28 protein-coding genes are annotated in these 25,760 nt (G+C 68.0%); 15 read left to right on the top strand and 13 right to left on the bottom strand.

Going from position 1 to position 25,760, the window contains the following annotated elements; genetic code table 11:
• The first annotated feature begins 67 nt into the window (after positions 1-67).
• On the top strand, positions 68-931 hold the full coding sequence (locus tag ABIA38_RS33295) for an NAD(P)H-binding protein (protein ID WP_424642636.1): 864 nt from the start codon (positions 68-70) through the stop codon (positions 929-931).
• Positions 932-964: 33 nt separating this feature from the next.
• On the top strand, positions 965-1,246 hold the full coding sequence (locus ABIA38_RS33290; RefSeq protein WP_424642635.1) for a hypothetical protein: 282 nt from the start codon (positions 965-967) through the stop codon (positions 1,244-1,246).
• Positions 1,247-1,616: 370 nt separating this feature from the next.
• Here ABIA38_RS33290 and ABIA38_RS33285 read toward each other — a convergent pair whose 3' ends face one another.
• A complete protein-coding gene (locus ABIA38_RS33285; RefSeq protein WP_424642634.1) occupies positions 1,617-2,246 on the bottom strand; it encodes a class I SAM-dependent methyltransferase in 630 nt (209 codons plus the stop codon).
• Positions 2,247-2,320: 74 nt separating this feature from the next.
• On the bottom strand, positions 2,321-2,599 hold the full coding sequence (locus ABIA38_RS33280; protein ID WP_424642633.1) for a hypothetical protein: 279 nt from the start codon (positions 2,597-2,599) through the stop codon (positions 2,321-2,323).
• A 45-nt stretch (positions 2,600-2,644) separates the two neighbouring features.
• Here ABIA38_RS33280 and ABIA38_RS33275 point away from each other — a divergent pair, with 45 nt between their 5' ends.
• Entirely contained in the window at positions 2,645-3,358 is a 714-nt protein-coding gene (locus ABIA38_RS33275) for an XRE family transcriptional regulator (protein ID WP_424642755.1), read from the top strand.
• A gap of 871 nt (positions 3,359-4,229) precedes the next feature.
• Positions 4,230-4,430, top strand: a complete 201-nt coding sequence (locus ABIA38_RS33270; protein WP_424642632.1) for a transposase — start codon at positions 4,230-4,232, stop codon at positions 4,428-4,430.
• 47 nt (positions 4,431-4,477) lie between these two features.
• Here the strand turns inward: ABIA38_RS33270 and ABIA38_RS33265 are convergent, their stop codons facing one another.
• Positions 4,478-5,218, bottom strand: a complete 741-nt coding sequence (locus tag ABIA38_RS33265) for a class I SAM-dependent DNA methyltransferase (protein ID WP_424642631.1) — start codon at positions 5,216-5,218, stop codon at positions 4,478-4,480.
• A gap of 378 nt (positions 5,219-5,596) precedes the next feature.
• On the bottom strand, positions 5,597-6,463 hold the full coding sequence (locus ABIA38_RS33260; RefSeq protein WP_424642630.1) for an AraC family transcriptional regulator: 867 nt from the start codon (positions 6,461-6,463) through the stop codon (positions 5,597-5,599).
• A 384-nt stretch (positions 6,464-6,847) separates the two neighbouring features.
• On the opposite strand from ABIA38_RS33260, the gene ABIA38_RS33255 reads away from it, so the two are divergent.
• Both ABIA38_RS33255 and ABIA38_RS33250 read left to right on the top strand, forming a co-directional pair.
• The gene (locus ABIA38_RS33255; RefSeq protein WP_424642629.1) at positions 6,848-7,408 is read left to right on the top strand and encodes a dihydrofolate reductase family protein; all 561 of its coding nucleotides are present in this window, start codon (positions 6,848-6,850) and stop codon (positions 7,406-7,408) included.
• Between the two features lie 40 nt (positions 7,409-7,448).
• The gene (locus ABIA38_RS33250; RefSeq protein ID WP_424642628.1) at positions 7,449-7,925 is read left to right on the top strand and encodes a GNAT family N-acetyltransferase; all 477 of its coding nucleotides are present in this window, start codon (positions 7,449-7,451) and stop codon (positions 7,923-7,925) included.
• Between the two features lie 331 nt (positions 7,926-8,256).
• Here the strand turns inward: ABIA38_RS33250 and ABIA38_RS33245 are convergent, their stop codons facing one another.
• Positions 8,257-8,907 (bottom strand): TetR/AcrR family transcriptional regulator, encoded by a 651-nt coding sequence (locus ABIA38_RS33245; RefSeq protein ID WP_424642627.1) that lies wholly within the window; start codon positions 8,905-8,907, stop codon positions 8,257-8,259.
• A gap of 73 nt (positions 8,908-8,980) precedes the next feature.
• Here ABIA38_RS33245 and ABIA38_RS33240 point away from each other — a divergent pair, with 73 nt between their 5' ends.
• Positions 8,981-9,205 carry a hypothetical protein gene (locus ABIA38_RS33240; RefSeq protein ID WP_424642626.1) on the top strand — a complete coding sequence of 75 codons (225 nt, stop codon included), beginning with the start codon at positions 8,981-8,983 and terminating at the stop codon, positions 9,203-9,205.
• Positions 9,202-9,378 (top strand): hypothetical protein, encoded by a 177-nt coding sequence (locus ABIA38_RS33235; protein WP_424642625.1) that lies wholly within the window; start codon positions 9,202-9,204, stop codon positions 9,376-9,378. Before ABIA38_RS33240 ends, ABIA38_RS33235 begins: the two co-directional genes overlap by 4 nt.
• 214 nt (positions 9,379-9,592) lie before the next feature.
• Here ABIA38_RS33235 and ABIA38_RS33230 read toward each other — a convergent pair whose 3' ends face one another.
• Genes ABIA38_RS33230 through ABIA38_RS33210 form a run of 5 tightly spaced genes read right to left on the bottom strand, consistent with a single transcriptional unit; the run spans position 9,593 to position 14,092 of the window.
• Positions 9,593-10,705 (bottom strand): acyl-CoA dehydrogenase family protein, encoded by a 1,113-nt coding sequence (locus ABIA38_RS33230; RefSeq protein ID WP_424642624.1) that lies wholly within the window; start codon positions 10,703-10,705, stop codon positions 9,593-9,595.
• Between the two features lie 24 nt (positions 10,706-10,729).
• Positions 10,730-11,203 carry a hypothetical protein gene (locus ABIA38_RS33225; protein WP_424642623.1) on the bottom strand — a complete coding sequence of 158 codons (474 nt, stop codon included), beginning with the start codon at positions 11,201-11,203 and terminating at the stop codon, positions 10,730-10,732.
• On the bottom strand, positions 11,200-11,727 hold the full coding sequence (locus ABIA38_RS33220; protein ID WP_424642622.1) for an FAS1-like dehydratase domain-containing protein: 528 nt from the start codon (positions 11,725-11,727) through the stop codon (positions 11,200-11,202). The genes ABIA38_RS33225 and ABIA38_RS33220 overlap by 4 nt, the downstream gene beginning before the upstream one ends.
• Complete coding sequence (locus ABIA38_RS33215; protein WP_424642621.1) at positions 11,724-12,896, bottom strand: CaiB/BaiF CoA transferase family protein; 1,173 nt, start codon at positions 12,894-12,896, stop codon at positions 11,724-11,726. Before ABIA38_RS33215 ends, ABIA38_RS33220 begins: the two co-directional genes overlap by 4 nt.
• A 14-nt stretch (positions 12,897-12,910) precedes the next feature.
• Positions 12,911-14,092, bottom strand: coding sequence for an acyl-CoA dehydrogenase family protein (locus ABIA38_RS33210; RefSeq protein WP_424642620.1), 1,182 nt, complete (start codon positions 14,090-14,092; stop codon positions 12,911-12,913).
• 323 nt (positions 14,093-14,415) lie between these two features.
• On the opposite strand from ABIA38_RS33210, the gene ABIA38_RS33205 reads away from it, so the two are divergent.
• Positions 14,416-14,703, top strand: a complete 288-nt coding sequence (locus ABIA38_RS33205) for a hypothetical protein (protein WP_424642619.1) — start codon at positions 14,416-14,418, stop codon at positions 14,701-14,703.
• A 29-nt stretch (positions 14,704-14,732) separates the two neighbouring features.
• Here ABIA38_RS33205 and ABIA38_RS33200 read toward each other — a convergent pair whose 3' ends face one another.
• The 3 genes from ABIA38_RS33200 to ABIA38_RS33190 all read right to left on the bottom strand — a co-directional run bounded on the left by ABIA38_RS33200 (position 14,733) and on the right by ABIA38_RS33190 (position 17,833).
• On the bottom strand, positions 14,733-15,560 hold the full coding sequence (locus ABIA38_RS33200) for an SDR family oxidoreductase (RefSeq protein ID WP_424642618.1): 828 nt from the start codon (positions 15,558-15,560) through the stop codon (positions 14,733-14,735).
• A complete protein-coding gene (locus tag ABIA38_RS33195; RefSeq protein ID WP_424642617.1) occupies positions 15,557-16,741 on the bottom strand; it encodes an acyl-CoA dehydrogenase family protein in 1,185 nt (394 codons plus the stop codon). The genes ABIA38_RS33200 and ABIA38_RS33195 overlap by 4 nt, the downstream gene beginning before the upstream one ends.
• 144 nt (positions 16,742-16,885) lie before the next feature.
• Positions 16,886-17,833 carry an SDR family oxidoreductase gene (locus ABIA38_RS33190; RefSeq protein ID WP_424642616.1) on the bottom strand — a complete coding sequence of 316 codons (948 nt, stop codon included), beginning with the start codon at positions 17,831-17,833 and terminating at the stop codon, positions 16,886-16,888.
• A gap of 291 nt (positions 17,834-18,124) precedes the next feature.
• Here ABIA38_RS33190 and ABIA38_RS33185 point away from each other — a divergent pair, with 291 nt between their 5' ends.
• The 6 genes from ABIA38_RS33185 (at position 18,125) to ABIA38_RS33160 (ending at position 25,268) form a co-directional block, all read left to right on the top strand.
• Positions 18,125-19,051 carry a cyclase family protein gene (locus ABIA38_RS33185; RefSeq protein WP_424642615.1) on the top strand — a complete coding sequence of 309 codons (927 nt, stop codon included), beginning with the start codon at positions 18,125-18,127 and terminating at the stop codon, positions 19,049-19,051.
• A 935-nt stretch (positions 19,052-19,986) separates the two neighbouring features.
• A complete protein-coding gene (locus tag ABIA38_RS33180) occupies positions 19,987-21,054 on the top strand; it encodes a Zn-dependent alcohol dehydrogenase (RefSeq protein ID WP_424642614.1) in 1,068 nt (355 codons plus the stop codon).
• 283 nt (positions 21,055-21,337) lie between these two features.
• Entirely contained in the window at positions 21,338-22,078 is a 741-nt protein-coding gene (locus ABIA38_RS33175) for a TetR family transcriptional regulator (protein ID WP_424642613.1), read from the top strand.
• Positions 22,075-22,659, top strand: coding sequence for a DUF2867 domain-containing protein (locus tag ABIA38_RS33170; protein WP_424642612.1), 585 nt, complete (start codon positions 22,075-22,077; stop codon positions 22,657-22,659). Before ABIA38_RS33175 ends, ABIA38_RS33170 begins: the two co-directional genes overlap by 4 nt.
• An 825-nt stretch (positions 22,660-23,484) precedes the next feature.
• Positions 23,485-24,738 (top strand): hypothetical protein, encoded by a 1,254-nt coding sequence (locus tag ABIA38_RS33165; protein WP_424642611.1) that lies wholly within the window; start codon positions 23,485-23,487, stop codon positions 24,736-24,738.
• Positions 24,739-24,758: 20 nt separating this feature from the next.
• Positions 24,759-25,268, top strand: a complete 510-nt coding sequence (locus tag ABIA38_RS33160) for a hypothetical protein (RefSeq protein WP_424642610.1) — start codon at positions 24,759-24,761, stop codon at positions 25,266-25,268.
• Positions 25,269-25,760: the final 492 nt, after the last annotated feature.

The following is a 25,760-nucleotide window of genomic DNA, read 5'->3' as shown; positions in this document are numbered from 1 at the left end:
GGCTAATCATTTACTGGCTAACGTCTTCAAGGCAATCGTTAGACGGCTAACGTCTCTAGGGAGTCTGATGATACTGGTCACCGGAGCCACCGGAAACATCGGCCGCGAGCTCGTCCGCGAGCTCGACGCGAAGGGCGCCAAGCTCCGCATCCTCGTCCGCGACCCCGCCCGTGCCGCCACACTGCCCGAGCGCGCCGAACGCGTCGTCGGCGACCTGGGGGAGCCTGCGACACTGACGCCCGCCTTCGACGGCGTCGACGAACTGTTCCTGCTCACACCGGGCATCGGAACCGCCCATACCGCCCATGCCGTCTCCGCCGCGAAAGCAGCCGGGGTGAGCCACATCGTGCACCTGTCGTCCATCAACGTCATCGGCGACCCGATGCCCGCGATGGGCCGCTGGCACCACCAGCGCGAAGAGATCGTCTGCGGCTCCGGCATACCCGCCACGATCCTGCGACCCGGCGGTTTCACGACCAACGCCCTCGAATGGGCGCCCACCATCCGCGCGGAAGGCTATGTCCTCGACCCTGTCGGCCCGGGCCGTTTCGCGCCGATCGACCCCGCCGACATCGCCGCCGTCGCCGCCCTCGTCCTCACCGAAAACGGCCACCAAGGTGAGGAGTACGCCCTCACCGGCAACGAGGCGCTCACCGTCACCGAGCAGGTTCGGATCATCGCCGAGGCGGTGGGCCGCGACATCGAGGTCCGTGCGGCGGCCACACCGGCTCAAGCCGTCCGGTCCCGCTTCCCCGACGGAGCACCCCAGGCGCTTGCCGACGCCATCACGGAGGGGTTCACGCTCATGCGCGCCGACACCGTCGGGTTTCGCACCGACACCGTGGAGCGGCTGCTCGGACGCGGGCCACGAACGTTCGCCGACTGGTGCGCGCGCAACGCCGACGCCTTCCGGCGGCCGACCACCGCCTGAACGGGCCGACGACGCGGGGCAATCGCCACTTTCGTGTCGGCTTCCACCGTGCGCAGCCGGCCGGCCGAGGACGCGCCCAAGCCCCGGCAGCACCGCTCCCGGATCTTCATCACCGACCCCGGCTTCAAGGCCGAAGCCGAGCGCGTGCCGGACCTGTCCGCCCGTACCTGGCAGGGCCGGCCGCCAGGCGAGGACGAGTACGTCGTCAGCGTGGACGCGAAGACGTCCATCCAGGCCCGCTGCCACCCCACTCTCGCCCCCGGAAGGGCGGTCGCCCACGGGCTGCGGCTCAGGCGGGGTCGCCTGCGACCGTAATTTCGAGATTTCTGAAGGCACGAATCAGGTGCAGCGGATCGTGATGGCGCGGAACCTGCCGAAGTAGGGTTTCGCAGGTCAGCGTCCATTTTCGATGGCTCGCGGACGGTGATCGGCTTCCAGCCCGTCCGGGTCCGTTTCGGGCCGATCAGGGGTGTCATGCTGGGGAAATCCTGGGCCGGCACTGGGCAGGAAACCGCCTCCCACCTGCACAAACGCAACGGCCCCCGGCGCTGCACGCCGGTCGGTCGCTTCCGGCCCGTCCGGTGCGCGAACAGGCCAACCAGCAAAGGGACGTTCCGGCAGGTCCCTTGGTGTACGGACCTTGAGGGGCCGCCGTCACGCGTTGCTCGGTGGCAGGAATGCCGGGTCAGAGACCCACCGCGCGGACGAACATCGTGCCTGCGGTCCTGCCCTCTGGCGGATCGATGACGGACGCCGACACATCAGTGAATCCGTGGTCCGCGAGAAGACGCTCCCACTCGCCTGGGCTGTGGTCGTGCCGCATTCCTGCATGGCCTGGCTGCGGGCCCTGGCTCCCGGCAGGGAGGTGTGAAAATGCCAAGATGCCGCCCGATGCCATGCGGGCTCGGATCAGCGGGAGCAGCGTCTCCGGATCGATGAACCACACGGCACCGAAGATCGAGAGCACGATGTCGAATATCTCGCTCGTCTCGCTCAGGAACGCCGTCGCTTCCGCCGTACGAAACTCAAGACCGTCCAGATCACCCCAGCGTTCTCGTGCCACAACTTCACGCGCGGGGGAAACGTCTACTCCGATACCTGTCGCGCCGAGAGTCACCAAATGTGCCAGGTTGCTACCACTCCCCGAGCCGAGTTCCAGCACCCGGTGCCCGACGACGGCACCCAGAACGCTCTCGTTCGGCCCGTGATCGGCGTACTGAGTCCAGTTCAGCCAGGTCGTATCTCCATTGGCATTCGCGGTCCTACGCGGCGTGCTCCCGACCGCGTACCTGTCCCAGGACTCGGCCAATGACATGCGGTGATCCTTCCGGCAGGCGGGGCCCACCCCCAACGTACGGGGGTGAGCCCCAACTCACGCGCTGTTCAGTCCTACTTGGGCGAGTCGTGGCACCCGGCGTGGCACTGGTTGCAGTCGGCCGTGCTCTTCATGTCCCACACGTCGGGCTCGATCTCGAACCCGGCTGCCTTGATGGCTTCGATCGTCTGCTCCAAGACCAGCGGGCCGCCGTTCTTCGAGTCGTGCCCGTCCTCCAGCTTGGGGACATGGTGGATGTACCGGCCGAAGTGCCGGTCGGTGAAGTGGTGGTACGGGATCGAGTCGAGCAGGAACGAGTGCCATGCCTCGTCCACCTGCTCGGACGGACCCATGAGAAGGTCCGGGTTCTCGCCGCACGTCACCAGGTAGGCGATGGCCTGGCCGAACTTGGCCAGGATGAGTTTGCCCAGGGCCTACGCGGCGCAGGTAAGGAGCTGGGCGAACCGAACGACGCTTCCAAGCGACTCGTGCAGCGCTGGGAATCCGGGCAGACCAGGACGTGTCGCCCGCTGTATGCGCGAGCGCTGAAGAAGTTCACCGGCCGCACACCCGAGTCGCTGGGGTTCGCAATCCCCATGACACGCGTCCACTCGGACGGCGCAGGAGGTCACGACATGGAAGCCGGGGAAGTCGGCACGGCTGATGCCGTCGCAAGCCCGGAGCCGGAGACTCAAGGGGAGTACGCAGGCATCTGGCTGTCCCGATATGAGCTCTACTCGTCCAGCCGTGACAAGACGTACGACTGCAAGCACCACGTCGTGATCGTCCAACACGGCAACCGGCTGACGGCCCAGAGCCTACCCGGAGCGTCGACCAATCCGGACAGCCCGTTGTCTCTGGACCTCACCATAGACCGGAACGTCATCGCGGGTACGTGGACGGAACAGACAGCGGCCGACGGCTACTACCAGGGTGCGCGGTATTACGGCGCCATCCAGATGCTGATCGAGCCGACAAGCCGACGCATGGCGGGCAAGTGGGTCGGGTTTGGGAAGGACTTCGATGTCAACACGGGGCCGTGGGAACTGCGCCTACTCGATCGATCCACCGGGCGGGCGAGCATCGAACGGTACTCGGCTTTCCCGTCGTGAGCGGGACGGTTGGTCACGTGACCCAACCCATGACCAACAGCGGTCTGAAGCGCCCGGACGCGGGGACCTTCTGATGATCATGGGGAAATGCTGGGGATACCTCCCCGTGAGGGGTGTTCGCGCAGGTCAGAGCGATGTATGCGGTAAAGCACCCAGATCTACGGGGCCGTGTCGGTCGTGGCGCTGCGGCTCGGGCGCCGGGGGCGGCTACGACGTTTACGTTCGCGCCGATCGACGTTTTGGGTTGCCGATGGGGTCTTCCTGGCCGCGCTCGACCTATCGGGCGCCCCGGATGGTGCGTTCGCCTGCGGCGGGCAACGCGGCCAGGAGGCAGGCGAAGCCAGCGCGTAGGTTGGGGAGTTCAGGTGGTCGTGGGTCAGAGAGGCGTGCCCAGGGCGACGATGGAGCGCTCGATGTCGCGGCTGGGGAAGAGCCTTCGGGCAGGCAGTCGGTGTGAAGTCGGGCCATCCCCATGCTGGGCGGGCGCGGTCGTCGGGGCTTGATTCATGTGATGGTCACGGCCCGGTCGTCACGGGTCGAGTAGCGTCGCCCACCGTTTGATGCCGGGGGCGGCGTCGTTGTTCGTCTTGCACACCGGGATCGCCTGGGAACAGCTGCCGCAGGAACTCGGCTTCGGCCCGGGCACGACCTGCCGGCGCCGCCTGGCCGAGCACCGACGCCGTGGGTATCCTGCTCGCCGCCACCTTGGCCGGCGGCAACCGCAACGAGGTCACCCAGCTGATCCCGCTACTTCAGGTGATACCGCCGGTGTGGGGCAAGCGAGGCTGGCCCCGGCCCCGCCCGGAGGTGGTGTTGGGCGGCCGCGCTGCAATGACCACGGCAAGTCCGCCACCTCGTTCGGGATCTCGGCGTGAAGCCGCCTATCGCCCGCCGGAGAACCGAGCATGGCTCCGGACTCGGCACCCAACGCTGGGTCGTTGAGCGAGCATTCGCCCAGCTGCACTGGCTCCGCCGCTTGCGGATCCGCTGGGAAGTACGCGACGACATCCACGAAGCCTTCCGCACCCTCGGATGCGCACTGATCTGCCGGCGACGCCTGGACTCCCGGTAAGAGATTCAGGACAGGCACGGCTTACGCTGACGGCCCGGTGTCCGACCTCAGGTTGGCTTGCGCCATACGGAGATGTGCTTTGCGGAGTCCTGGGTGAACGGCGCCCCGTCCCAGTCTCCGACGCGACGCTCCAGCTCGAGCCCAGCGATTCGTGCCATCAGGTCGAGCTCTGCCGGCCAGGCGTACCGATGCCGGGAGTTGCCGCGGCGGTAGCGGCCGTCGTCGCCGTCGCGGGTGAAGTGGTGCGAGACGAGAATCTGCTTGACCAGGTCGAAGGTGTCGAAGCCGAGATGTTGTGCAGAGACGTCGAACGGCACCGCGACCTGGCCCGGCGGCAGGAGCCGCAGCGGTGGCACCTCCAACTCGATGACGAATCGGCCGCCGGGCGCCAGATGATGTGCGGCGTTGCGGAAGCATTCGACCTGCTCGTCCTGCGTGAGCAGGTTCGTGATGGTGTTGTAGACGAGATAGACCAGGGTGAACTCGCCGGGGACGATGGTGGTGGCCATGTCCCCGATGGCTACCGGGAGGGTGTCCTCGTCGGTCTTGCGCCGTAGGGCCGCTGCCATGTGCTCGGACAGTTCGATGCCCACTACCTGCACGCCGCGTTCCCGGAGCGGGACGCCCACTCGTCCGGTTCCGATGGCGAACTCCAGAGCCCGGCCATCTCCGGCGAGCTCGGCGAGGAAGGCGAGAGTCGGTCCAAGAACGGCGGCCGAGAACATCTCGGTCTCTTCGGTGTCGTAGCGGTCGGCGGTTGCCCGGGTCCACAGCTCACTGCTCGTCACGGGCGGCCACTTTGCCGGGTGCCGAGCGCCGCTGTCGACGCATTTTCCTGCCACTGGCTCCGACCACCGGGCTCGGGGCGGGTGGGTACAGACCTTCGGCTGTTCGTCGCGCTGTTTGTAGCAACTCCCGAAGCGGAACGACGGGTTGCCCGAGGGTGTGGCCGAAGGCCGTCGAGCGGGGACGGTTGATCGTCAAGCCCAGGTTGTGGCGGCGAGTTCGGCTTTGTGCGGGGCGCCCAACGTGTTGAGGATCTGATGATGGTTCACGGGCTCACCCTGACATGACCGATTCGTAGGCGCCTCTCGCAAGAGCGTGCGCTGCAACCCATCGGGCAGCCGAAGGCCGCGGCTACCTCTCCTGAGCTTCCTGAGCTCGGGTCAGGTCGTGGCCGGTTCCACCGGGATCCATAGGGCTGCCGTGGCGTGGGTGCCGTCGTCGGAGACGCGGACGCGGAGGATTTCCGGGCCGGGGCGGCTTTGGTAGGGGTTGGAGGGGAACCACTGGGTGAAGATGTCGCGCCATAGGTATTGGAGGGCCTGGGGGAAGCGGCCCTCGTTTTCGAAGACCGCCCAGGTGCCCGCTGGGACGGGCCGGGTGTCGAGGTCTTCTGGGGACTGAGTGTGCGTCAGGACACCGTGGTAGTAGTCGAGTTCGGTGCCTTCGGCGCGGCTGGGGTCCAGGTTGTCGGTGACTGCGACGATGCCCTCCGGGTCCTGGTCGGACAGGGCGGTGATGCGGGTGAGGGTTTCCGGGGGGATGGCTCGGATGAAATCGGCGATGGCCGGGTTCACGCCCTCGTGGATCAGGGGGACTCGGGCCTTCTTGCCGACGATGTGGAATGCGTCCTTGTGGATGATTCGGTAGCGCATGGTGCTGCTCCCTTCGACGGTGAGGCGGAAGGACATCCTCGGCTGGGAGTACAGGGCCGCGCCGGTGCGCCGGGCCTCGCTCGGGCCCACGCCGTGCATGGCGCGGAACGCTCGGGCGAAGGCCTCGCCCGAGGTGTAGCCGTAGCGGACCGCGATCGCCAGCAGGGTTTGCTTCCCGGCGAGTACCTCGGCGCCGGCGAGGGTGAGTCGGCGGCTGCGGATGTACTCCGAGAGGGGTATCCCGGCAAGGGCGGAGCACAGGCGGCGGAAGTGGTACTCCGACGTCGCGGCGATCCGGGCCAACTCGGCTGCGTCGAGTGGGCGATCGAGGTGTGACTCGATGTGGTCCAGCGCCTGGTTCAGCCGCTCCAGCACTGCGGGCTCCTTCCTTCCTTCCTTTCTTCCTTTGCTTTCGGGCACCACGTTAGGAAGGAGAGTGTGTTGTGGGCCCGACATTTTGTGCCCGGTTCGGTCGGGTGGCCTTGGGCCTACCTCGGGGTCGCCATGTTCAGCTGCGGCGGGCCGGGGATGGGGATAGAGGGCGATCGTCGGTCCGGTCGACGTGGAGCCGAGCCGGCGGCGGCGAACCGCCATCCACAACTGGCTGGTGCTGCTGCTGGTGCTGCGGGTTGCCGGTTGCGGGTGTGCTTCGGCAGTGGGCAGGAGGGGTGGTGCCGTTGGCATAACCGACGCGGGCTGTGGGGACTCGGGTTGGGGTAGGCGACCGGGGTCGGACGAGTTTGGTGAGGTGTGTGTGCGATGCGGAAGATCGTTTATTGGATGGGGATGTCGCTGGACGGCTTTATCGAGGGGCCACAGCGGGAGATCGGGTGGCATCGGGTGGACGACGAGTTGCATCGGCATATGAATGAGCAGCTCGCGGGGATGGGCGCGCTCCTGAGTGGGCGGGTTACCCACGAGTTGATGGCCGGGTTCTGGCCCACTGCGGATGCGGATCCGGCAAGTAGTGGGACGGTCAGGGAGTTTGCCGGGATCTGGCGGGACATGCCGAAGGTCGTGTACTCCCGGACGCTGGAGCGGGCGGACTGGAACACCACGATCAAGCGGGACGTGGTGGTGGCGGAGATTCGGGCGTTGCAAGACGAGGCGGGTGGGGATCTGGCGCTTGGTGGGGCCGACCTGGCCGCGACGTTTCGGCGGCTGGGATTGATCGACGAGTATCGGGTCTATGTACATCCGGTCCTGATCGGGCGCGGGAAGCCGATGTTCGGGCCGACGGACGCTACGACCGACCTGCGGCTCGTGGAGACGCGGGCCTTCGGTAATGGGGTCGTGTTGCTGCACTACCGGGTGGAATGAGGCGGGGGCGGGTGTCGGACCTGGTGGCTACCCTCCGCCCATGAACGATCCGACAGCGAATGGGCCGGAGACGACTGCCGGGCGTGGGACATCGCCGTTCGAGGTCGTCGTGACCGATGCCCCGGATGCGGGTGACGTTGCGCTGATCTCGGATGCGCTGGATGCGTTCAACGTCGAGGCGACCGGGGTCGAGGATCGTCGGGCGCCGGCCGTGCCGGTCCGGGATGCGGGGACCGGTCGTGTTGTGGGTGGGCTGGTCGGTCGGACCTCGCTCGGGTTGCTCTTCGTGGATCTGCTGCATCTGCCTCGTGAGCTGCGCGGCAGCGGGCTGGGTGGCGAGATTTTGGGTCGGGCGGAGGCCGAGGGGTTGCGTCGTGGTTGTCGGCAGGCCGTGCTCTACACGATCAGCTTCCAGGCACCCGAGTTCTACCGGCGGCACGGCTGGCGGGTGTTCGGGGAGGTGCCCTGCGATCCGCCCGGCACCAGTCGGGTGTTCATGAGCAAGGAACTGGGCTGACCCCACGCCGGTCAGGTCAGGGTTTGCCCCTGGAGACGAAGATCGTCACGCCCGAGTAGTCGTCCGCCCGAGCCGCCGCCCCGCCTTTACCGCGCAGCCTCACCGGCCGCCCACCGCCTTGCGCACGCTTCCTCCCTCGCCGTCGTCCCGCATCCATGACGGCGGGTGGCGGCGGGCTGCTGCACGGAGTCACCAACGGCCGCCCGGTTCGGAGACCGCGTGCCCGTGTGGTCGGACACGGGCGGACCGTCAGAGCGTTCCCGCCGGGGCGATCCAGCGGGTGGGTTGGCCGGTTACCTTCGCGATCGCGTCGAAGTCGGCGTCGTGGTGCTCAGGTTGCGGGGTCGGTGGGTTTGTCCTCGATGGGCAACGAGAGATCGCTCAGGTGCGCGCGTAGTACGTCGATGCACGTCTGTGGGCTCACGATGTCCGGGTGCAGTACCGCGCTGAGGCCGAGCCCGTCCAGAAGTGCGGTGAGGCGCTCGGTTTCGATGTCGATGTCGCGGCCGGGGCGCAGGGTTCCGGCTTCGTCGAGCCGGGTGAGGACGCGGTGTGCCAGCCTTCTCGCGCCGGCGGCGGCCCGGCGTGCCAGGTCGCCGAAGTCCGGGTTGGTGCGCGCGGCGGCGTTGAAATCCAGGAAGACGGTGACCTCGGCGCGGCGGCGTTCGTCGAGCGGGAGCAACTCGGCCAGCAGGTCGGCGGCGAGTCGTACCTGTTCGGGGCGAGGGTGCCGACTCAGCTCCCCGATTTGCTCGACGTGCTGGAGCAGCCGACTGCCGAGTCGGTCGAGCATCGACTGCATTGCGAAGTCCATCAGTTCCTGCTGACTGGCGAAGTAGTGGCGCAGCGAGCCGATGTTGAGCGCTGCCTCGTCCGCCACGGCGCGCAGCGACGTGCGCTGCAGGCCGTCGCGGACGACGACTCGGAACAGGGCGTCCACGACGTCCCGGCGGCGGGCTTCCGGATCCACGTACTTCGGCATGGGACCTTTCTATCACGGCTGTGATACAAAGGTTGATATCACAAGCGTGATAGAACGTGATGGAGGCTTCTTCGTGGAGACGATCCTCAATCTCATGCTGATCAGATTCGGCCTGATCACGGGCGGCCTCGTGGTGCTGGCGCTGGTGCTGTTCACCGTCGCGCTGATCCTCAAGCGCCGGGGCAGGCTCGACCAGGCGCGCCGGCATGCGGATCCGCTGGTGCGAGCCGGGCTGCGCGCCTTGGCTCGACGGCTGGAGGGCGGGGCTTCCCGGACTCGGCGACGGGACCGTTGGTGATGACGGGCATCACGGCGGAGTCGTCCAACCTCGCCCACCACCTGCTGATGGACACCGTGATCAAGGTCGTCCTTGTGGTCGTGGCTCTGGTCGTGCTGGCGATCGGGATGGTGGTGATCTGGCGGAGGGCGGGGCGTCCGAATGACCGGTCCGGTGGGACCGATGACCGATGACCGATGACCGACGCCTGACGCCCGACGCGTAACGCCCGAGGCCCGATGAGTGGTGACCCGGGTGTGTGGTGAGGTACGTGCATCCGGGTGCGGAACGGCCGGGTGGCCGGGGTGACTTGGCTGTGGCGCGGTCGGATTGCGGAGGCGGGGCGCGATCCGCCGGCCGCCCGGTCCGAGGAGGAGCGGGCGGCCGTTTGGAAGCCGGTGTCCGGCGTCAGCCCCTGTCGAGGACGTCCGCCGCGATCAGGTCCTCCAGGTAGCGGTCGTCCCACCAGTTGAGTTGCAGGGACTTGGCGCGGCGGAAGTACAGCTGTACGTCGCATTCCAGGGTGAAGCCCATGCCGCCGTGCACGTGTACCGCCAGATCGGTGACCTCGCGGTAGGTGCGGGCCGCGAAGAGCTTCGCCATCGGGGCCAGGCGGGCGGTGTCGCGGCCCTGGTCGCGGGACCAGGCGGCCTCCCAGACCAGGGTTTCCGCGCCGTCGACGGCGGTCGAGGCGTCGGCCAGGTTGTGCGCGATCGCCTGGAACGCGCCGAGCGGCTTGTCGAACTGCTTGCGCTGCTTGGCGTATTCGACGGTGATCTCCAGGGCCCGCTTGGCCCCGCCGACCGCCTGGGCGGCGAGCAGGATCAGGCCGTCGTGCAGGACGTCCGACCAGATCGACCAGCCGGCGTCGAGCGCCCCGACCAACTCGCCGCGCGCATCCGCGAGTTCGACTCGGTACTGGGTGTCCGAGGCGATCGTCTGCTGCTGGGTGAGGGTGACCCCGGTCGCCTTCGGGTCGACCAGGAAGAGGGATACGCCGCCGGCCGTCCGGGCCGGGACGAGCAGTACGTCGGCCGCCGCGGCGTACGCGACATGGCGCTTGGTACCGGAGAGCACGTACCCGTCGCCGTCCGCGCGCGCCGGCAGCGCGACGCCCTTGGCGCCGTAGCCGCGGTCCGGCTCCAGCCACGCGACGCTCGCGATCGTGGTGCCGGCCGCGATGCCCGGCAGGTACCGCTGCCGTTGCTCGTCGGACCCGGCCGCGGCCAGTACGCCGCCGACCAGGACCGAGCTGACGAAGTGCGGAGTCGGCGCCAGCGAACGGCCGAACTCCTCGTAGACCACGGCCGCATCGAGCGTGGTCATCTCCGACCCGCCCCACTTCTCGGGCAGCGTCAGACCGGTCAGCCCGGACTCGCCGAGCTTCTTCCAGAAATCCTTGGGATATCCGACCGGGTCGTTCTCCAACTCGCGAACGACCCCGAGGTCGGCGTGACGGGCCGTCAGGCCGCGCACGGTCTCTCGGAGGATGTCCTGTTCCTGGGTGAAATCGAGGTCCATCGCGCGTCTCCTCTGGGCTTCCGGCTAGGGCTGCCAGCGCTCGCCGCGCCGGTCCCACGGGTTGTCGTCGGGGGTGGTGGGCAACGCGATGCGCGCGGTGGCCGTGGTGCGGATCTCGCCGGCCACGGTCAACGAGATCTCGGCGCGGACCCAGCCGCAACCGGTCTCGTCCACCGAGACGTCGTCGACCGTGCCGGTGAGCAACATGTGGTCACCGGGGAAGACCGGCTTGGTCATCCGGAACACCATCCGGCCGATCCGGCCGCGTGCGCCGGTCCAGTCGTTGAGGTAGCGCTCGAACCAGGCGGCCTGGTTCGGGGTGTTCAGGAAGATGTCCTGGACGCCCTGGCGCTCCACCGCGAACTTGTAGTCGTGGTGCATCGGCCGCCAGTCGCGACTGGCCAGCGCGCCCAAGATGACCGTGGTCGCGGTGACGTCCACCCCGAAGGTGGGCAGTGCGTCGCCCTTGGTCAGTCGATCGAGGGTCAAATCGCTCATGCCGTGGCCTCCCGCCGGTAGCCGTAGCCGGTGTAGGACTCGGTGCCGAGGAGCGCGCCGTCCTGGTTGTGGTACTCGACGTCGATCACCCAGAAGCGACCGATCCCGAGCTTGGTGCGCTTTTCCGGGCTGACCGAGCGGAGGATCTGACGCGACGTCACAAGGTCGCCCAGGCGCACCGGTTCGAAGAACACGTTGGTGTTGTCGGTCATGATCGCCTCGGGCAGCGCGAAGCGGATCTTGAGGTCGAAGTGCACCTGGAGGGAGAGTTGCTCGCCGTCCGCGCCGGGCGCCCAGTAGTGCGGGCGCGCCCACGCGGAGAGCAGGCTCAGCGGGGCGATTCGACCCCCCGTCAGTTCGTCCGCGACCGTGTCGTCCCAGAACAGCGGATTGCCGTTCTGCACCGATGCGCACGAGGTCCAGATGTAGCCGCGTTCGGCGGGGAAGTCACCCCGCTTCTCGTATTGGACCTTGCCGATCAGCGCCGCCACGTCCTCGGGCAGCTCGGTGTCCAGTGCCGTCATGCCACCACTCCTGATGCGCGAAGCTCGGCGATCCGGTCCGGGGTCAGCCCGGCGGCGGCGAGCAGTTCGTCGGTGTCGGTGATCCCGGATTCGCGGACCGGGTACGGGTCGGTGGGCGGCTGCTGGCCGGCCAATACCGGGCCCACCTGGCGGAATTCGCCCCGGGCCGGGTGCTTGGCGGTGGTGAACGCGCCGCGCGAGAGATATTGCGGGTCGGCCAGCAGCTCGGGTACCGACAACACCGCCGATACGCATGTGTCGGCGGGGGCCAGCTCGGCCACCCAGTCGTCCCGGTCGCGCGTGGCGAACACCGAGGCCAGATCGGCTCGGATGGCGTCCTGCGCGTCGTCGTCGAGTTGCCGCGGGGCCCACTTGTCCAGGCCGGTCAGCCGGCACAGGTTGGCCCAGAAGCGGCCCTCGATCGCGGCCACCGCGAGCCATTTGCCGTCCCGCGCGCGGTAGGTGTCGTAGCACGCGTAGCGGCCGGTGAGGATGCCGTGCCGGGGTTCGGGTTCGACGCCCGTGGCCAGGTACTCGTCCACGCCGAGCGCCATCAGGGCGAGCATCCCGTCGGCCACCGAGACGTCCAACCGGGCGCCCTCGCCGGTTTGTTGCCGGCGGAACAGCGCGCCCATGATGGCGATCACCGCATGCATCCCGCCGCCCGCGCTGTCCGCCACGGTCGCACCGGGGATCGGCGGGCCGCCGTCCGGGCCGGGCCCGGACATGTGCAGGAAGCCGCCCACGCCGAGGTAGTTCAGGTCGTGCCCGGCCTGTTGGGCATGCGGGCCGGCCTGGCCGAAGCCGGACGTCGAGCAGTAGACGATCGACGGGTTGCGCGCCGAGGCCGCCGCCGGGCCGATGCCGAGTCGGTCCACCACGCCCGGGCGGAAGCTCTCGATCACCACGTCGGCGCGCTCGACCAGGGTCAGGAACGCCTCGCGGCCCTCGGGTGCCTTCAGGTCGACCAGCACGCGCCGCATCCGCCGATGCGCGCTGTACGAGTAGTAGGGCGGCGCGATCTGCACGCCGCTCTTGGCCGGGACCGGGCCGACCTTGATCACGTCGGCCCCGTAGTCCGCCAGCCAGCGCGAGGCGCGGGCGGCGGGGCCCACGCTCGCCAGATCCAATACGGTGACGCCTGCCAGGAACTCTCCGGACATGGACATGATCCGATGCCCCGTCAGAAGTTCTTGGGAAGGCCGAGACCGCGGCGGGCGATGATGTTCTTCTGCACCTCGGAGGTGCCGCCGCCGATGGTGTCGAGCACGGTGTAGCGGTAGGTGGAGTCGGCCCGACCGGTCATCGGCGCGTCCTCCGTGCCCACCCGCAGCTGGGTGCCCGGCGAGGCGATGTCCATCGACGCGTTGGCGAGTCGCTTGGACAGCTCGGTGGCGTAGAGCTTGTAGCCGGACGCCTCGACCGTGGGCGGTTTTCCGCCATCCGCCGCGGCGGCGACCACGCGCAGACCGAGCAGGCGGGCCACGGCCGCCTCGGTGACGAGTGTGGCGAGCTGTTTGCGCACGATCGGGTCCGCGCGCAGTGGTTCGTCGTCGCGGGTGGCCTCCTTGACGTACTCGGTGAGCACGTTCAGCCGCTGCTGGATCGGGGCGAACGAGAACATCGTGAAGCGCTCCAGGTCGAGCGCCTGGGAGATGTACTGGAAGCCCTTGTTCAGCTCGCCGACCACATATTCGTCGGAGACCCACACGTCGTCGAAGAAGACGTCGTTGGTGCGCTCGTCGCCCATCGTCCAGATGCCCCGGACGGTGATCCCCGGGTGGTCCATCGGCACCAGGAACAGCGTGATGCCGTGGTGCTTGGGCGCGTCGGGGTCGGTGCGCGCGCCGACCCAGTACCACTCGGCGAAGTGCGCGGAGGTGGTCCAGGTCTTCTGGCCGTTGAGCCGCCAGCCCGCGCCGTCGCGGACCGCGCGCAGCTTCATCGACGCGGCGTCGGAGCCGGCTTCGGGCTCGCTGTAGCCGACCGCGAACTCGACCTCGTTGGTCAAGATTTTCGGCAGGAACTCGGCCTTGAGCTGGTCGCTGCCGTGCGCGAGCAGGGTCTTGCCGATGATGCCGACGCCCTTGCCGATCTGCGGTCCACCGCGCCCGGCCAGGGCCTCGTTGAGCAGGTATTCGTAGACCCCGTCGCCGTCCTGGCCGCCCCACTCTTCGGGCCAGGTGATGCCGAGCCAGCCTTGGTCGGCCATCTTGCGCATGTACGCGCGGCGGGCGGGGGTGTCGACGACCTGGGCCATGTTCTCCCGGGTGACATCGAACACTTCAGGGTCGGGATTGGCGTCGAGAAACCGCTCGACCGTCTCGCTGAATGCGGTCTGGTCGGGGGAGAAGTCGAAGTCCACGGGTCGCCTTTCGGGGCGCGCCCATGCCGGCAGCCTCACCTGTGTACGTGCAGGTGAGGCAGCCGGCACAGAACCTGACGGATAGTCAGATCAAGGTAACACCGGCCTGGGATCATTTCGAGTGGCGGTCGGCAATAGATGTGTGGGCCCCGTCTCGCTCGCGGTTCGGGCCCGGCTCGGACGCGCCTTGCCCCGCGACCCGGGTGCGAGCCGTGCTCCCGCGTACGCGCCGGGCATGGCCGGGGCGCGACCGACGCATCGGTTCTGGACAAGTCCGGAAAAGTTACGGCGCGTCCGCGATCAAGCACCTATCGTGGGTGGACATGAGCGGAAATGCTTGCCCGCAATGCGGTCGGGAGCACCCGTGGTGCGAGGTCGAGTGGTCGGCGGGGGAGCCGGCCGACTCGGCCGACCCGGCCGACGACCCGGCCGCCGGTCTCGATTCGGACGGGGCGGACGCCGACGGACCGCCGTATCGGGTCGCCGAACTGCTGCCCGATCTCCTCGACTTCCTCGCCCGCGGCAGCCGCGGACCGGACTGGGCGAGCGCGCGCGAGCGCCCGGGTCGGTCCCTGCGGGGACTGATACCCGGGCCCAGGCGCGGTTTTTGACGGTGAGTCAGGACGGTTCGTGAGGTTGCTCAGGCGCGTTGCGAGCTGACCGAGACGACCTCGCCGGTCATATACGAGGAGTAGTCCGACGCGAGGAACACCATCACGTTGGCCACCTCCCACGGTTCGGCCGCGCGGCCGAACGCCTCGCGGGAGGACAACTCGTCGAGCAGTTCCTCGGACGACGCCTTCGCGAGGAACGCGTGCATCGCGATGCTCGGCGCGACCGCGTTGACCCGGACGCCGAACTCGGCCGCCTCCACGGCGGAGCAGCGGGTCAGCGCCATCACGCCGGCCTTGGCCGCGGCGTAGTGCGCCTGTCCCTTCTGCGCGCGCCAGCCGAGTACCGAGGCGTTGTTGACGATCACGCCCTTGCCGCGCGGCCGCATGTGCCGAAGTGCCGCGCGGGTGCAGCGGAACGTGCCGTTGAGGGTCACGTCCATGACCAGATCCCATTGCGCGTCGGTCATGTCGACCAGGTCGGCCTGGCCGCCGAGGCCGGCGTTGTTGATCAGTACGTCGATGCCGCCGAGTTCGCGTGCGGCGGTGTCGATCAGGTTTTGTACGTCCGCCTCGACCGTGACATCGCACGGGACGGCGAGCGGCCGTGCGCCGATCAGCTTGGCGAGTTCGTCGGCGGCCTCGCCGAGTCGGCGCTCGTGCTTGTCGCTGATCGCGATCACGGCACCCTCCTCGGCGGCGCGCTTGGCCGCCGCGAAGCCGATGCCGGTGCCCGCGGCGGCGGTGATCAGCACGGTCTTCCCGGCCAGCAGGCCGTGGCCCTCGACGTAGGCGGGGGTGGGTGCGGGCGTGGATGCAGGGGTGGGTGCGGGGGTGGGTGCGGGGCTGGGGCTCACTTGGCGTCTCCTCGCGGTTCACGGGGCAGGCCGAGGACACGCTCGGCGATGATGTTGCGCTGTACCTCGTTCGACCCGCCGTAGATGGTGTCGGACTTGGTGAACAGGAACAGGCGTTGCGCGGCGGACAGTTCGTAGGGAGCCTCGGCGGCCAGGGTGCCTTCGACGCCGGCCACGTCGAGCGCTAGGGTGCCGAGCCGCTGATGCCAACCGGCCCACACCAGCTTGGCCACGGAGGCCGCGCCGGGGTCGGGCGAGCCGAGCGTGCGCAGCGCGTTGCAGCGCAGCACCTTCAGGTCGATCCAGCTCTGGAGGAGGCGGTCGCGCAGTACGGGGTCCTCGATCGCGCCGGTGGCCCTGGCCTCGACGAGCACCTTGTTCAGCTCGATCTCGAAGCCGATCTGCTGGGCCAGCGTGGACACCCCGCGCTCGAACGCGAGCAGGCCCATCGCCACGCCCCAGCCCGCGCCGATCTCGCCGACCACGTGGTTTGCGTCGGCCCGCGCGTTGTCGAAGAACACCTCGTTGAACTCGCTGGTGCCGGTGAGCTGGACGATCGGGCGGATCTCGATGCCCGGCCGGTCCATCGGCACCAGCAGGAAGGTGATCCCCCGGTGCCGTTGGGAGGTGGGGTCGGTGCGGGCCAGCACGAAGCACCAGTTCGCCTCCCGGGCCAGCGAGGTCCACACCTTCTGACCGGTGATCAGCCAGTCGCCGGTCTCCGGGTCGACGGTCGCGGTGGTACGCAGGTTGGCCAGGTCGGAGCCGGCGCCCGGCTCGGAGTAGCCCTGGCACCACAGTTCCTCGCCGCGCGCGATGGCGGGCAGGAAGCGGGCCTTCTGCTCGTCGGTGCCGAACGCGAGTACGGTCGCGCCGAGCAGGTTCTCGCCGATGTGGTTGACCCGGCCGGGCGCCTGGGCGCGCGCGTACTCCTCGCCGAAGATCACCTGCTGCAGCAGCGACGCCTCGCGGCCCCCGTACTGCTTCGGCCAGGCCAGACCGATCCAGCCGCCCTGGCCCAGGCGGGTCTCCCAGGCCCGGCGGATCTCGAAGTGCTCGTGCTCGCTGCCGGGACCGCCGGTACCGACGGCGGCGGCGAACTCACCGGAGAGGTTCTCCCGGAGCCAGTCGCGGACCTCGGCCCGGAACTCCTCGTCCTCGGCGCTGTACCGGAAATCCACAGCGTGTCCAATCTTGTTTTCCGGGGGAGGGGGGACGGGCGCGCGCGGAGTGCGGGGTGCCGCGCGGGGTGCGAGGTGCGGGGTGCGGGGTCCGGGGTGTGGGGGACGCCCGACCCCCCCGCGCGCGCCGTGGTCCGGGGTAGGTCAGTTGCCGGCTTCGGCGGCTGCGGCAGTGGCAGCGGCTTCGGCTTCGGCGGCCTTCTTCTTGGCCGCGGCGGCCGCGTACTCCTTGAGCTGCGCGAGTACCGGCATCGGGTCCTGGCCGATCTGGGTGGGCAACTTCTCGGCGATCTCCTCGGCCGTCCAGCGGTCGGCCGCGTACATCGTCTTGATCTCGTGCGGCTGGTCCCACAGCGCGATCTTGGGGCCGGCGGTCGTGTACACCTGACCGGTGATGTTCTTGGCGTGGTCGGAGAGCAGGAACACCACCAGCTCGGCGACGTCCTCGGGGTCGCCGATCTCCTTGAGCGTCTGCGGGACACCCTCGGACATCCGGGTCCGGGCCACCGGCGCGACGCAGTTCGCGTTGACGCCGTACTTGTTCAGGCCGAGCGCGGCGGAGCGGACGAAGGAGACGATGCCGCCCTTGGCCGCGGCGTAGTTCGCCTGGGCGACCGAACCCAGCGCGTACACACCGGAGGTGAAGCCGACGATCGAGCCGAAGCCCTGGGTCTTCATCACCTTGGACGCGGCCTGTACGACGGTGAAGGTGCCCTTGAGGTGGGTGGCGATGACGCTGTCCCACTCGTCCTCGGTCATGTTGAACAACATCCGCTCGCGCAGGTTGCCCGCGACCGTGACGACGCCGTCGATCCGGCCCCACTTCTCGACGCCGGCCCGCACGATGCGCGCGCCGCCCTCCATCGTGGCCACGGAGTCGGCGACCGCGACGGCCTCGCCGCCGAGCGCCTCGATCTCCTTCACCACGGCGTCGGCGACCTCGCTGGTCGGCGCGCTGCCGTCCATCGCCACGCCGTAGTCGTTGACCACGACCTTGGCGCCGTGCGCGGCGGCGGCGAGTGCGACGGCCCGGCCGATGCCCCGGCCGGCGCCGGTGACCGCGATTACCTTGCCCGTGAGGAAGTCACCCATGTGTTGTCCGCTCCTTGTCGGTGGCCTCGCCAGTAGGCCCCGGAAGTCGAGGGCCGAGGCCCAGGTGGGGTCGGTCTTGGCGCGCTCGGCAGCCGTCGCGGTCTGGACCGCGGCGACCGCTGCGCAGGCGTGCGCGGCCTTGCGGACGCAAGGTGTGCGGCCTGTGAGAACGCCCTCCCGAGATTATCTGACGATCCGTTAGTTTTCCTGGGTAGAGTGCCGCAGCACACAGCACCACGCGCAGTTCCTGCCCATCGGCACGTGTCACCACCGCCTGGAGGAGGCTCCCCAATGTCGTTGCCCCCCGAGTTCCATGAACTGGCCGCACGCGTGAACAACTGGGGCCGTTGGGGCCGGGAGGACGAGATCGGGACGCTGAACCTGATCACGGCCGACGTGGTCAAGGCGGCGGCGGCCTGTGTGCGCACCGGCAAGCGCTTCTCGCTGGCGGTGGAGCTGCGCGAGGACGGCATCCAGAACGGGATGATCCCGGGCCGGGACAACCCCAAGCGCACCACGTTCCTGGTCAACCACGAGGTCTTCGGCCCGGGAACGGTGGCCACCAGCGACGACTCGGTGGTGATGGGCATCCAGGCGGGCACGCACTGGGACGGGCTGACCCACGCGTCGTACGACGACCGGCTGTACAACGGCCACTCGGCGAAGGAGACGATCACGGCCGAGGAGGGTGCGCGCAAGCTGGGCATCCACAACGTCCGGACGCTGGTCTCACGCGGAGTGCTGCTCGATGTGGCGCGGGCGAAGGGGCTGGAGATCCTGCCGCCGGAGTACGCGGTGACGCCTGCCGACCTGGAGGCGGCGGAGGAGTTCGGCAACGTGCGGGTGCGGGCGGGCGACATCGTGCTGGTGCGTACCGGGCAGATCCGGCAGTACTTCGCGGGCGAGAAGGACATGTACTTCTACGGCCCGGGGCTGTCGGTGCGTACGCCCGAGTGGTTCCACGCGCGCGATGTCGCGGCGGTGGCCAACGACACCGTGACGTTCGAGGTCTTCCCGCCGGAGATCGAGGACTGCTTCATGGCGGTGCACGCGCTGCACCTGGTCGAGATGGGCATGTTGCAGGGGCAGAACTGGAACCTGGAGGAGCTGTCCGAGGATTGCGCGGCGGACGGCGTGTACGAGTTCCTGCTGGCGGCCTCGCCGGAACCGTTCGTCGGCGGGGTCGGCACGCCGGTGAACCCGGTGGCGATCAAGTAGGTCCGGTGGGTTGTTGTTCTTTCGTACATGCGTATAGGCGTACAGGCGTACACGCGTAGACGGGTGGACATGCGGGCCCCGGACAGGATCGGCCTGTCCTCGGGGCCCGCATGTGCTCCGGGCACCGCGACGAGGCCCGGAACGGTGGCGGTCCCACTTCGTCGAGGAAACCCGGGGCACGTCCCGGGCGCCTCGTCGTCCCCTCGCGAACGACCGCCACACTCAGGGTGATCAGTGTCGGACGGCCCGTCAACACCCGCAAGGCATCGATTTCACGCCGCTGATCACGATTCGTCTGCTTCCCGGCTGCTTCGCCGGGGTGGCGTCGCAGCGACAACTCCCGTACCACCGCGCCCATGCGGCGCTGCACACTTGCACTTTGGCGCGTTCGCGCTTCGGTGCGTGGGTGCGTGGGTGCGTCGGCACTTTCGAGAATGCTGGATTCGCGTTACCCCGTGTTGCCCGACGGCAAGCCTTTTGGATTTCGGCCTCGTTTGAGGGGCGCCCCGTGGGGTGATCGGGTTTGGTGTGTGGGGTGTGTGGGGTGTGTGGGGTGTGGGCGGTGTGTGCGGCCTGTGCGGCGGCGAATCCGGTGCTTCCGGTCGAGGTCAGGCACGGGATTCCGGATGCTGCCGGGGTGTCGCGCTCGGGGTGAAGTGGCCACTGTGGCAACGGTGGTGGACTGTTGTGTCGATGCGACACGTGTGTGATGACGCGCTGCTCAGGGGTGGTCTCGGGGTGGTACGAGAGGACTGTCACAACCGGCTGACTGCTCATCAGTTCCGGGCTAGAGTGCCGCGCGGGTACGCGTGCGCGCTCGGGTTCCGGTGGTCGGTTCCGGGCTCCGGTTTCGGTTTCCGGTTTCGGTTTCGGTCCGGTCGGTAAGTCGTCGAGCGCCCCGGCTCGTCAGCCCATTTCCGATGGAGGAGGAACCGGTGAAGGGCGTTCTTTTCGACGGCAAGGAAGCCTCGATCGTCGACGATCTCGAGGTGCGCGCACCCGAGGCCAACGAGGTACTGGTCAAGATCGGCGCGGCCGGACTGTGCCACAGCGACATCTCGGTGCTCAACGGCACCATCCCCTTCCCGCCTCCGGTCGTACTCGGCCACGAGGGCGCGGGTGTCGTGGAGGCCGTCGGCGACCTGGTGACGCACGTCAAGCCCGGCGACCACGTGGCGCTGTCCACGCTCGCCTCGTGCGGCGCGTGCCGGGAGTGCGACCGGGGTCGGCCGACCATGTGTGCCAAGAGCTTCGGCCGGCTGAACCAGCCCTTCACGCGGGCCGGCCGGCCGGTCTACAACTTCGCCGGCCTGTCGGTGTTCGCGGAGCGGATCGTGGTGAAGGGGGTCCAGGCGGTCAAGATCCCCAAGGACATCCCGCTCGCCTCCGCCGCGCTGATCGGCTGTGGTGTGCTGACGGGCGTGGGTGCGGTGCTGAACCGGGCGAAGGTACAGCCGGGCGACACGGTGGCGGTGATCGGTACGGGGGGCATCGGCCTCAATGTGATCCAGGGCGCGAAGCTCGCGGGTGCGGTCTGGATCGTGGCCGTGGACGCGAACCCGGCGAAGGAGGCGGTGGCGCGGGAGTTCGGCGCGACCGACTTCGTGGACGCGCGCGCGGTGGAGGACTCGGTCAAGGCGGTCCAGGCCCTCGTCCCGGGCGGAGTGGACCACGCGTTCGAGTGCGTGGGGCACGTCGGGGTGATCCGGAACGCGATCGACATGCTGGGCCGGGCGGGCCAGGCGATCATCCTGGGCGTCGCGCCGTCGGACGCCGAGGCGTCGTTCCACGTGTCCTCGATGTTCCTGGACAAGTCGATCATGGGCTGCCGCTACGGCTCCTCGCGCCCGCAGTACGACATCGCCCGCTACGCCGACCTGTACCGGACCGGCGCACTCAAGCTCGACGAACTGGTCACCCAGACCTACGCGTTGGAGGACTTCCACCAGGCGGTGGAGGACGCCGAGGCGGGCAAGGTGGCGAGGGGCGTTTTCGTTTTCTGACCGTTGGCCGTATGCCTGACAGAGCGCGCCGCCCACGTCATTGTGGGCGGCGCGTTTTGGCGTGTTCGCTTGGCGTGTCGGTTGGTTTTGGGCGATGCCGGTGCGGCGCACGGATCGGGGGCGGGGCCGGGGGTGCGAAGTCGTGGGAGGGTCGGGTCGTTTCGCTTGTGCGGTGCAGTGCGGTGCAGGAAGTGACGAGGTGTCACGGCCACGGCCACGGACCTGGACCCGGATTTGGAGACCAGCAGCGGGTATGCCACGAGGCCGCCGCTAACATACATACATGCATGTACGCAACCAGCCGGACCCGGACCCGGACCCGGACCCGGACCCGGACCCGGACCCGGACCCGGACCCGGACCCGGACCCGGACCCGCCCGCCGGGCGGGGCTCGGCTGGTCGTCCGCGTGCCAGCCAGGCCGAACGCAGCACGCAGACCCGCAACGCTCTGCTGGAGTCCGCCGCCCGGGGCCTGTCCCGGTACGGCTACGGCAACCTCGTGCTGGAGCAGGTGGCCGCCGACGCCGGATACACCCGGGGTGCCCTCTACCACCAGTTCAAGGACAAGCAGGACCTGACCCTGGCCGCCCTCCAATGGGTCCTCGACACCTGGGAGCAGGAGGTGGGCCCCCTCGTCGGCCGGGAGGCGGAGCCCATCGCGGCGCTGCTGGCCATGGCGCGCGGGCACGCCGTCTTCTGTCGGCGTGACTTCGCCCGCATGGCGATCGCACTGCGGCTGGAGTTCACGGGGCAGAACCATCCCGTCGGGCGTGAGGTGGAGCGGAGCTACGACGAGTTGGTCACCCTCTGCGGCGGGCTCATCGACGCGGGCCGCGCGGCGGGAACGATCCCCGCCGGCCCACCGACCCGTACTCTCGCGCTCGCCCTCGTCGGCGCGCTCGAAGGAGCCGTCGTCGCCCTGGCCGGCCAGGCCCCGTATGACGAACTGCTCGCCGAACGCGCCGTCGCCGGCGTGCTCGGACTCGCCCCTGCCGCCCCCGACCGGACGAAGGACCACCGATGAGAGTCCCGAAGACCGCGCACACGTCCCGTGACTGGCGCATCCACGAGATCGCCCCGGACTTCCGCGTCGAGGACGTCTGGATCCTGCCGACGCCCGGCGGCCCCGACGATCTCCCGCTGCTGGTGAAGTGGTTCGCGACGGACGACGGCCCGAGCGCGTTCTCCGGTGCCGCCGGTGTCCTTCTCGCGATCCGCTGGCGTCTCGGGAAATTGTTCGGCTGGGACAAGGCCGACTCCGGCCTCGGCTCCCGGGTGCAGACGCTGCGTTCCCGGTTGCCGGAGGATCTGCGCGAGGGTCCGCGCGGGCCGGATCTCCAGTCGTTGCCGTTCACCTCGGTCTACCTCACGGATACCGAGTGGGCGGCCGAGAACGCCAACAAGACCGTGCACGCCGTGCTGCACATCGGCTGGGTCCCGGACGGCGCCGGCGGCTACCACGGCCAGATGGCTGTGCTCGTGAAACCGAACGGCCTGCTGGGCAGGATCTACATGGCTGCGATCGTGCCGTTCCGGTACCTGATCATGTACCCGGCGCTGATGCGCATGATCAAACGGGAGTGGCGGGCCGGCACGCCGACCTGAGGTGCGAACACCTCGGCAGGACCGGGACCGTCGTCCCCGGCTTCCTTCCGCCGGCCGATGCAGACGCCGCAACTCGGACTCGTCCGAGGCAAGTTCCCGAGTCAAGTTCCAGAAGTAGGAAGTGCCGATGGCACGGGTCCTCTGCAGGGCGGCGGCGAACACGGCACGGGGAACCGCCGTCCGTCCGTCCGTTCCTGCCCCGGGCCGCGCCCGGGTGTCCATTCGGCTTGCCGCCGTTGTGACGAACGCCGTCGCCTTCCGGGCTCGGGATCGAGGCGCGCTTTGTCGTTCCCGCGCGTCTCGTAGGACTACGTCGTTGCGCTCCGCGACCGCGGAGATACGATCCTCTCATCACACGATCGGGGGATGAGTGATGGCGGAACAGTTCTCGGTCGACTTTGCGTGGCTGGACACGTTGATAGCGGCGTTCGACGGTTCGACCCGGGCAACGGACGCGGCGCTTGGGGCACTTGAGGAGACCGGGCCGATCCGGACCGGGCACAAGGATCTCGACACCGCGTGTGACCACTTCAATTCGAAGTGGGAAAAACGGGTCAAGGACTTTCGCGGTCAGGTCCTTCAGTTCCGGGGTGTGGTCGATGTATCCAAGGCGGCCTACGGCGCCACCGAGCAACATGTGAGTACGTCCATGTCTCGGCTCGCCGGGAGCCCGCCGCCGGTGCCGCCTCGCGTCGCACTTCCGCCGCCGGCCGCCACGGACGTCGACTCTCCGCTTCGATCCATCCTGAACCCCAACGCCGCATCCGCGCCACCGAGCGCACCGCCGTCGCCTCCCGGGCCGAGTCGGATAGGGGAGGCGTTCAAGTGAGTTCGGCGTCGAAGGAGTTTCCCGGGTTGCGGTTCGACCCGGCCCCCGGGCTGCTACCGGCGCTCGGTCAACTGGCCGAGAAGGTTCACCAAGCGGCGGGGCAACTCGGCAACGTGCGTACGGAGTTGGAGAGGACGCTCCGGGACCCCGGGGCGTGGACCGGTTTGGCCGGCGGTAGTTGCCATGACGCGGTGCAACACATCTATCCGGAAGTCTGGATCATGCACGACGCCTTGTCCGGCGTCGAGCACACGCTCGGCGAATGGTCGTATCTCCTGGCGGATTACCAGCGTTCACGCACAACCCTGGAGGCCCAGGCCGTGGCCGTCAGGGCGCGGGTGAAGCAGGCGAAGGCCGATCCGAATATCGATGTGGCGTTCTTCGAGTTGGCCGGCCAGTCGGCGGAGAATCAGGAAGCCCTGCTCAGACGCCATGCCCAGGCAAAGCAGGCGCTGGAGCAGGCACAGGGTGAACTGGACCGCATCATCAAGGCCGCCGAGGGCCTGAAGAAGCAACACGACGAATCGGCCCGAACTTTCGCAAAGCAGATCCGCGACTTCGCCGACCACCTGCCGGACAAGAACACGATGACTCCGGCGGGTTCGAAAATCATCCCACCCTATTTCACGAAGCCGCCGCTGGGTGACGAGGACGTCGGCCCGAAGCGTGAATTCAATGTTGCCGAGCCCACCGCCAAGGACCGCGCGACAAAGTTGGCAGCGATGGGGATGGTGGTCGGACAGAGCGAATACTATGAAAACCCGCGTGCGGCGTCGTATCTGAAGCAGTGGCTCGAAGGGAACGGGGAGGACGTCCAGTTCGAGGCGGTGGACTTCATAAACCAGAATCCTGCGTTCCAGAAGGAATTGAGGAAAACCATGTTGGCCGGCGCGTCGAGCGGTCAATTTGATACAGGATGGAAGAGCGGGAAGATAAGCGAAGACATGAACCTCCCGGGTCCGGATGGAAAGAAACCGAAGTTGTCCGATTGGTACTATTCCATGAATGGATATCAGTACAGGATTGTCGGGTCTGATTTCAGGATGGTCAATGGCGAGCCGGTTGGGCAGGTGCGGGTTGATATTTACAAGCGATACAACTGGGGTAGCCCGGAGGGAGGCACGCACAGGAATGATATCAAGGGAATTCCACAGAACGATCTGGCTCGCCTCAATGAGACCGGCTTGGCGCATGATTTTGACATAGTGGGCAGTACGACGTTCTATGCACCGCCTCGGCAATCCCAATGACTTCTCGCGAGGTAGCGGGTGTGGTGAAGGCCGGTGCCCGGCGAGCCTTGTTTCTGGTCGGCGCCTTCCTGGCTGGCTGGTCGATCCTCGCTCTCCTGGCTTTGGGGGCATTTCGCTTGTACCAATGGCATCCATGGTCACCGACTCCCCCACTGGATTCTCGTGCCGATCCGGGAACCAGTCGGGAAACTTCTCTGAATGGAGCCTTGCGTCAGTTTGAATTCAGGCTTCCGGCGGATGCGATCGATGTTCACTATTTTATCAATGGAAACATGAGAGGCGAGCTGTTTCAGCTCAACTATCGAATTCCGTGTGAGAGGGCGTCGGCTGTACTGGCGCAGGACCGGCTTGCGGTGCCGATTGCTATCAATCCCTCCAGTTCTCTGCAGAATTTTGCTGAACGACATGGGTGGCGCCCTGATATGGGTTCCACATATGTCGTAGCAGATATGCGCGGGCGGAAAAGCTGGGCCATGGTAATGGCGCCGCCGGTGGGAAGTTGCTTCATCTATCTGGAAAGCTCCTACTGAATCCTTGCGGCGGCTGGGGTTCATCGCAGTGATGTGCCGCTTCAGGATCCCGAAGGGCTCGTTCCCTTTCCCTGATTCACCTGACCTGCGGATTCTGTCGCAGTCGGGCCGCATCACCCGCCGGGGTTCGGATTCAGTTCTGTGACGCCTCGTCATCCGGCGCACCACGCACGACGAAGCACCCCGATCTATACGCGAAGTCCCCTGGCGAACCCAGCTACAAGGTCATTTCCTTCGACCGGTGCCGGCGCTCCTTTCGCCGCCAACATGCTCGCTTCAGCGGAGAATGTCCGGTGCCCACGGATACTTGGTGTGCCTCGATGCCTTCGGGCCGAAGGCGCTGCCGGCGGCGGAGTTGTTACCAGGCCACCGCGTGGGCTACAGCAGGTGGTCGGCCTTGCCGGCTTTGATGTCGCGGATCAGGGTGCGGAGGGCGTCCGTCGTGTCGGTGATGTAGGTGTCTTCGTGTCCGGCGACGGCGATGTAGGCGTT

The organism is Embleya sp. AB8, assembly GCF_049739465.1.
Classification (GTDB): Bacteria; Actinomycetota; Actinomycetes; order Streptomycetales; family Streptomycetaceae; genus Embleya.
This window is presented reverse-complemented; position numbering and strand designations above follow the sequence as displayed.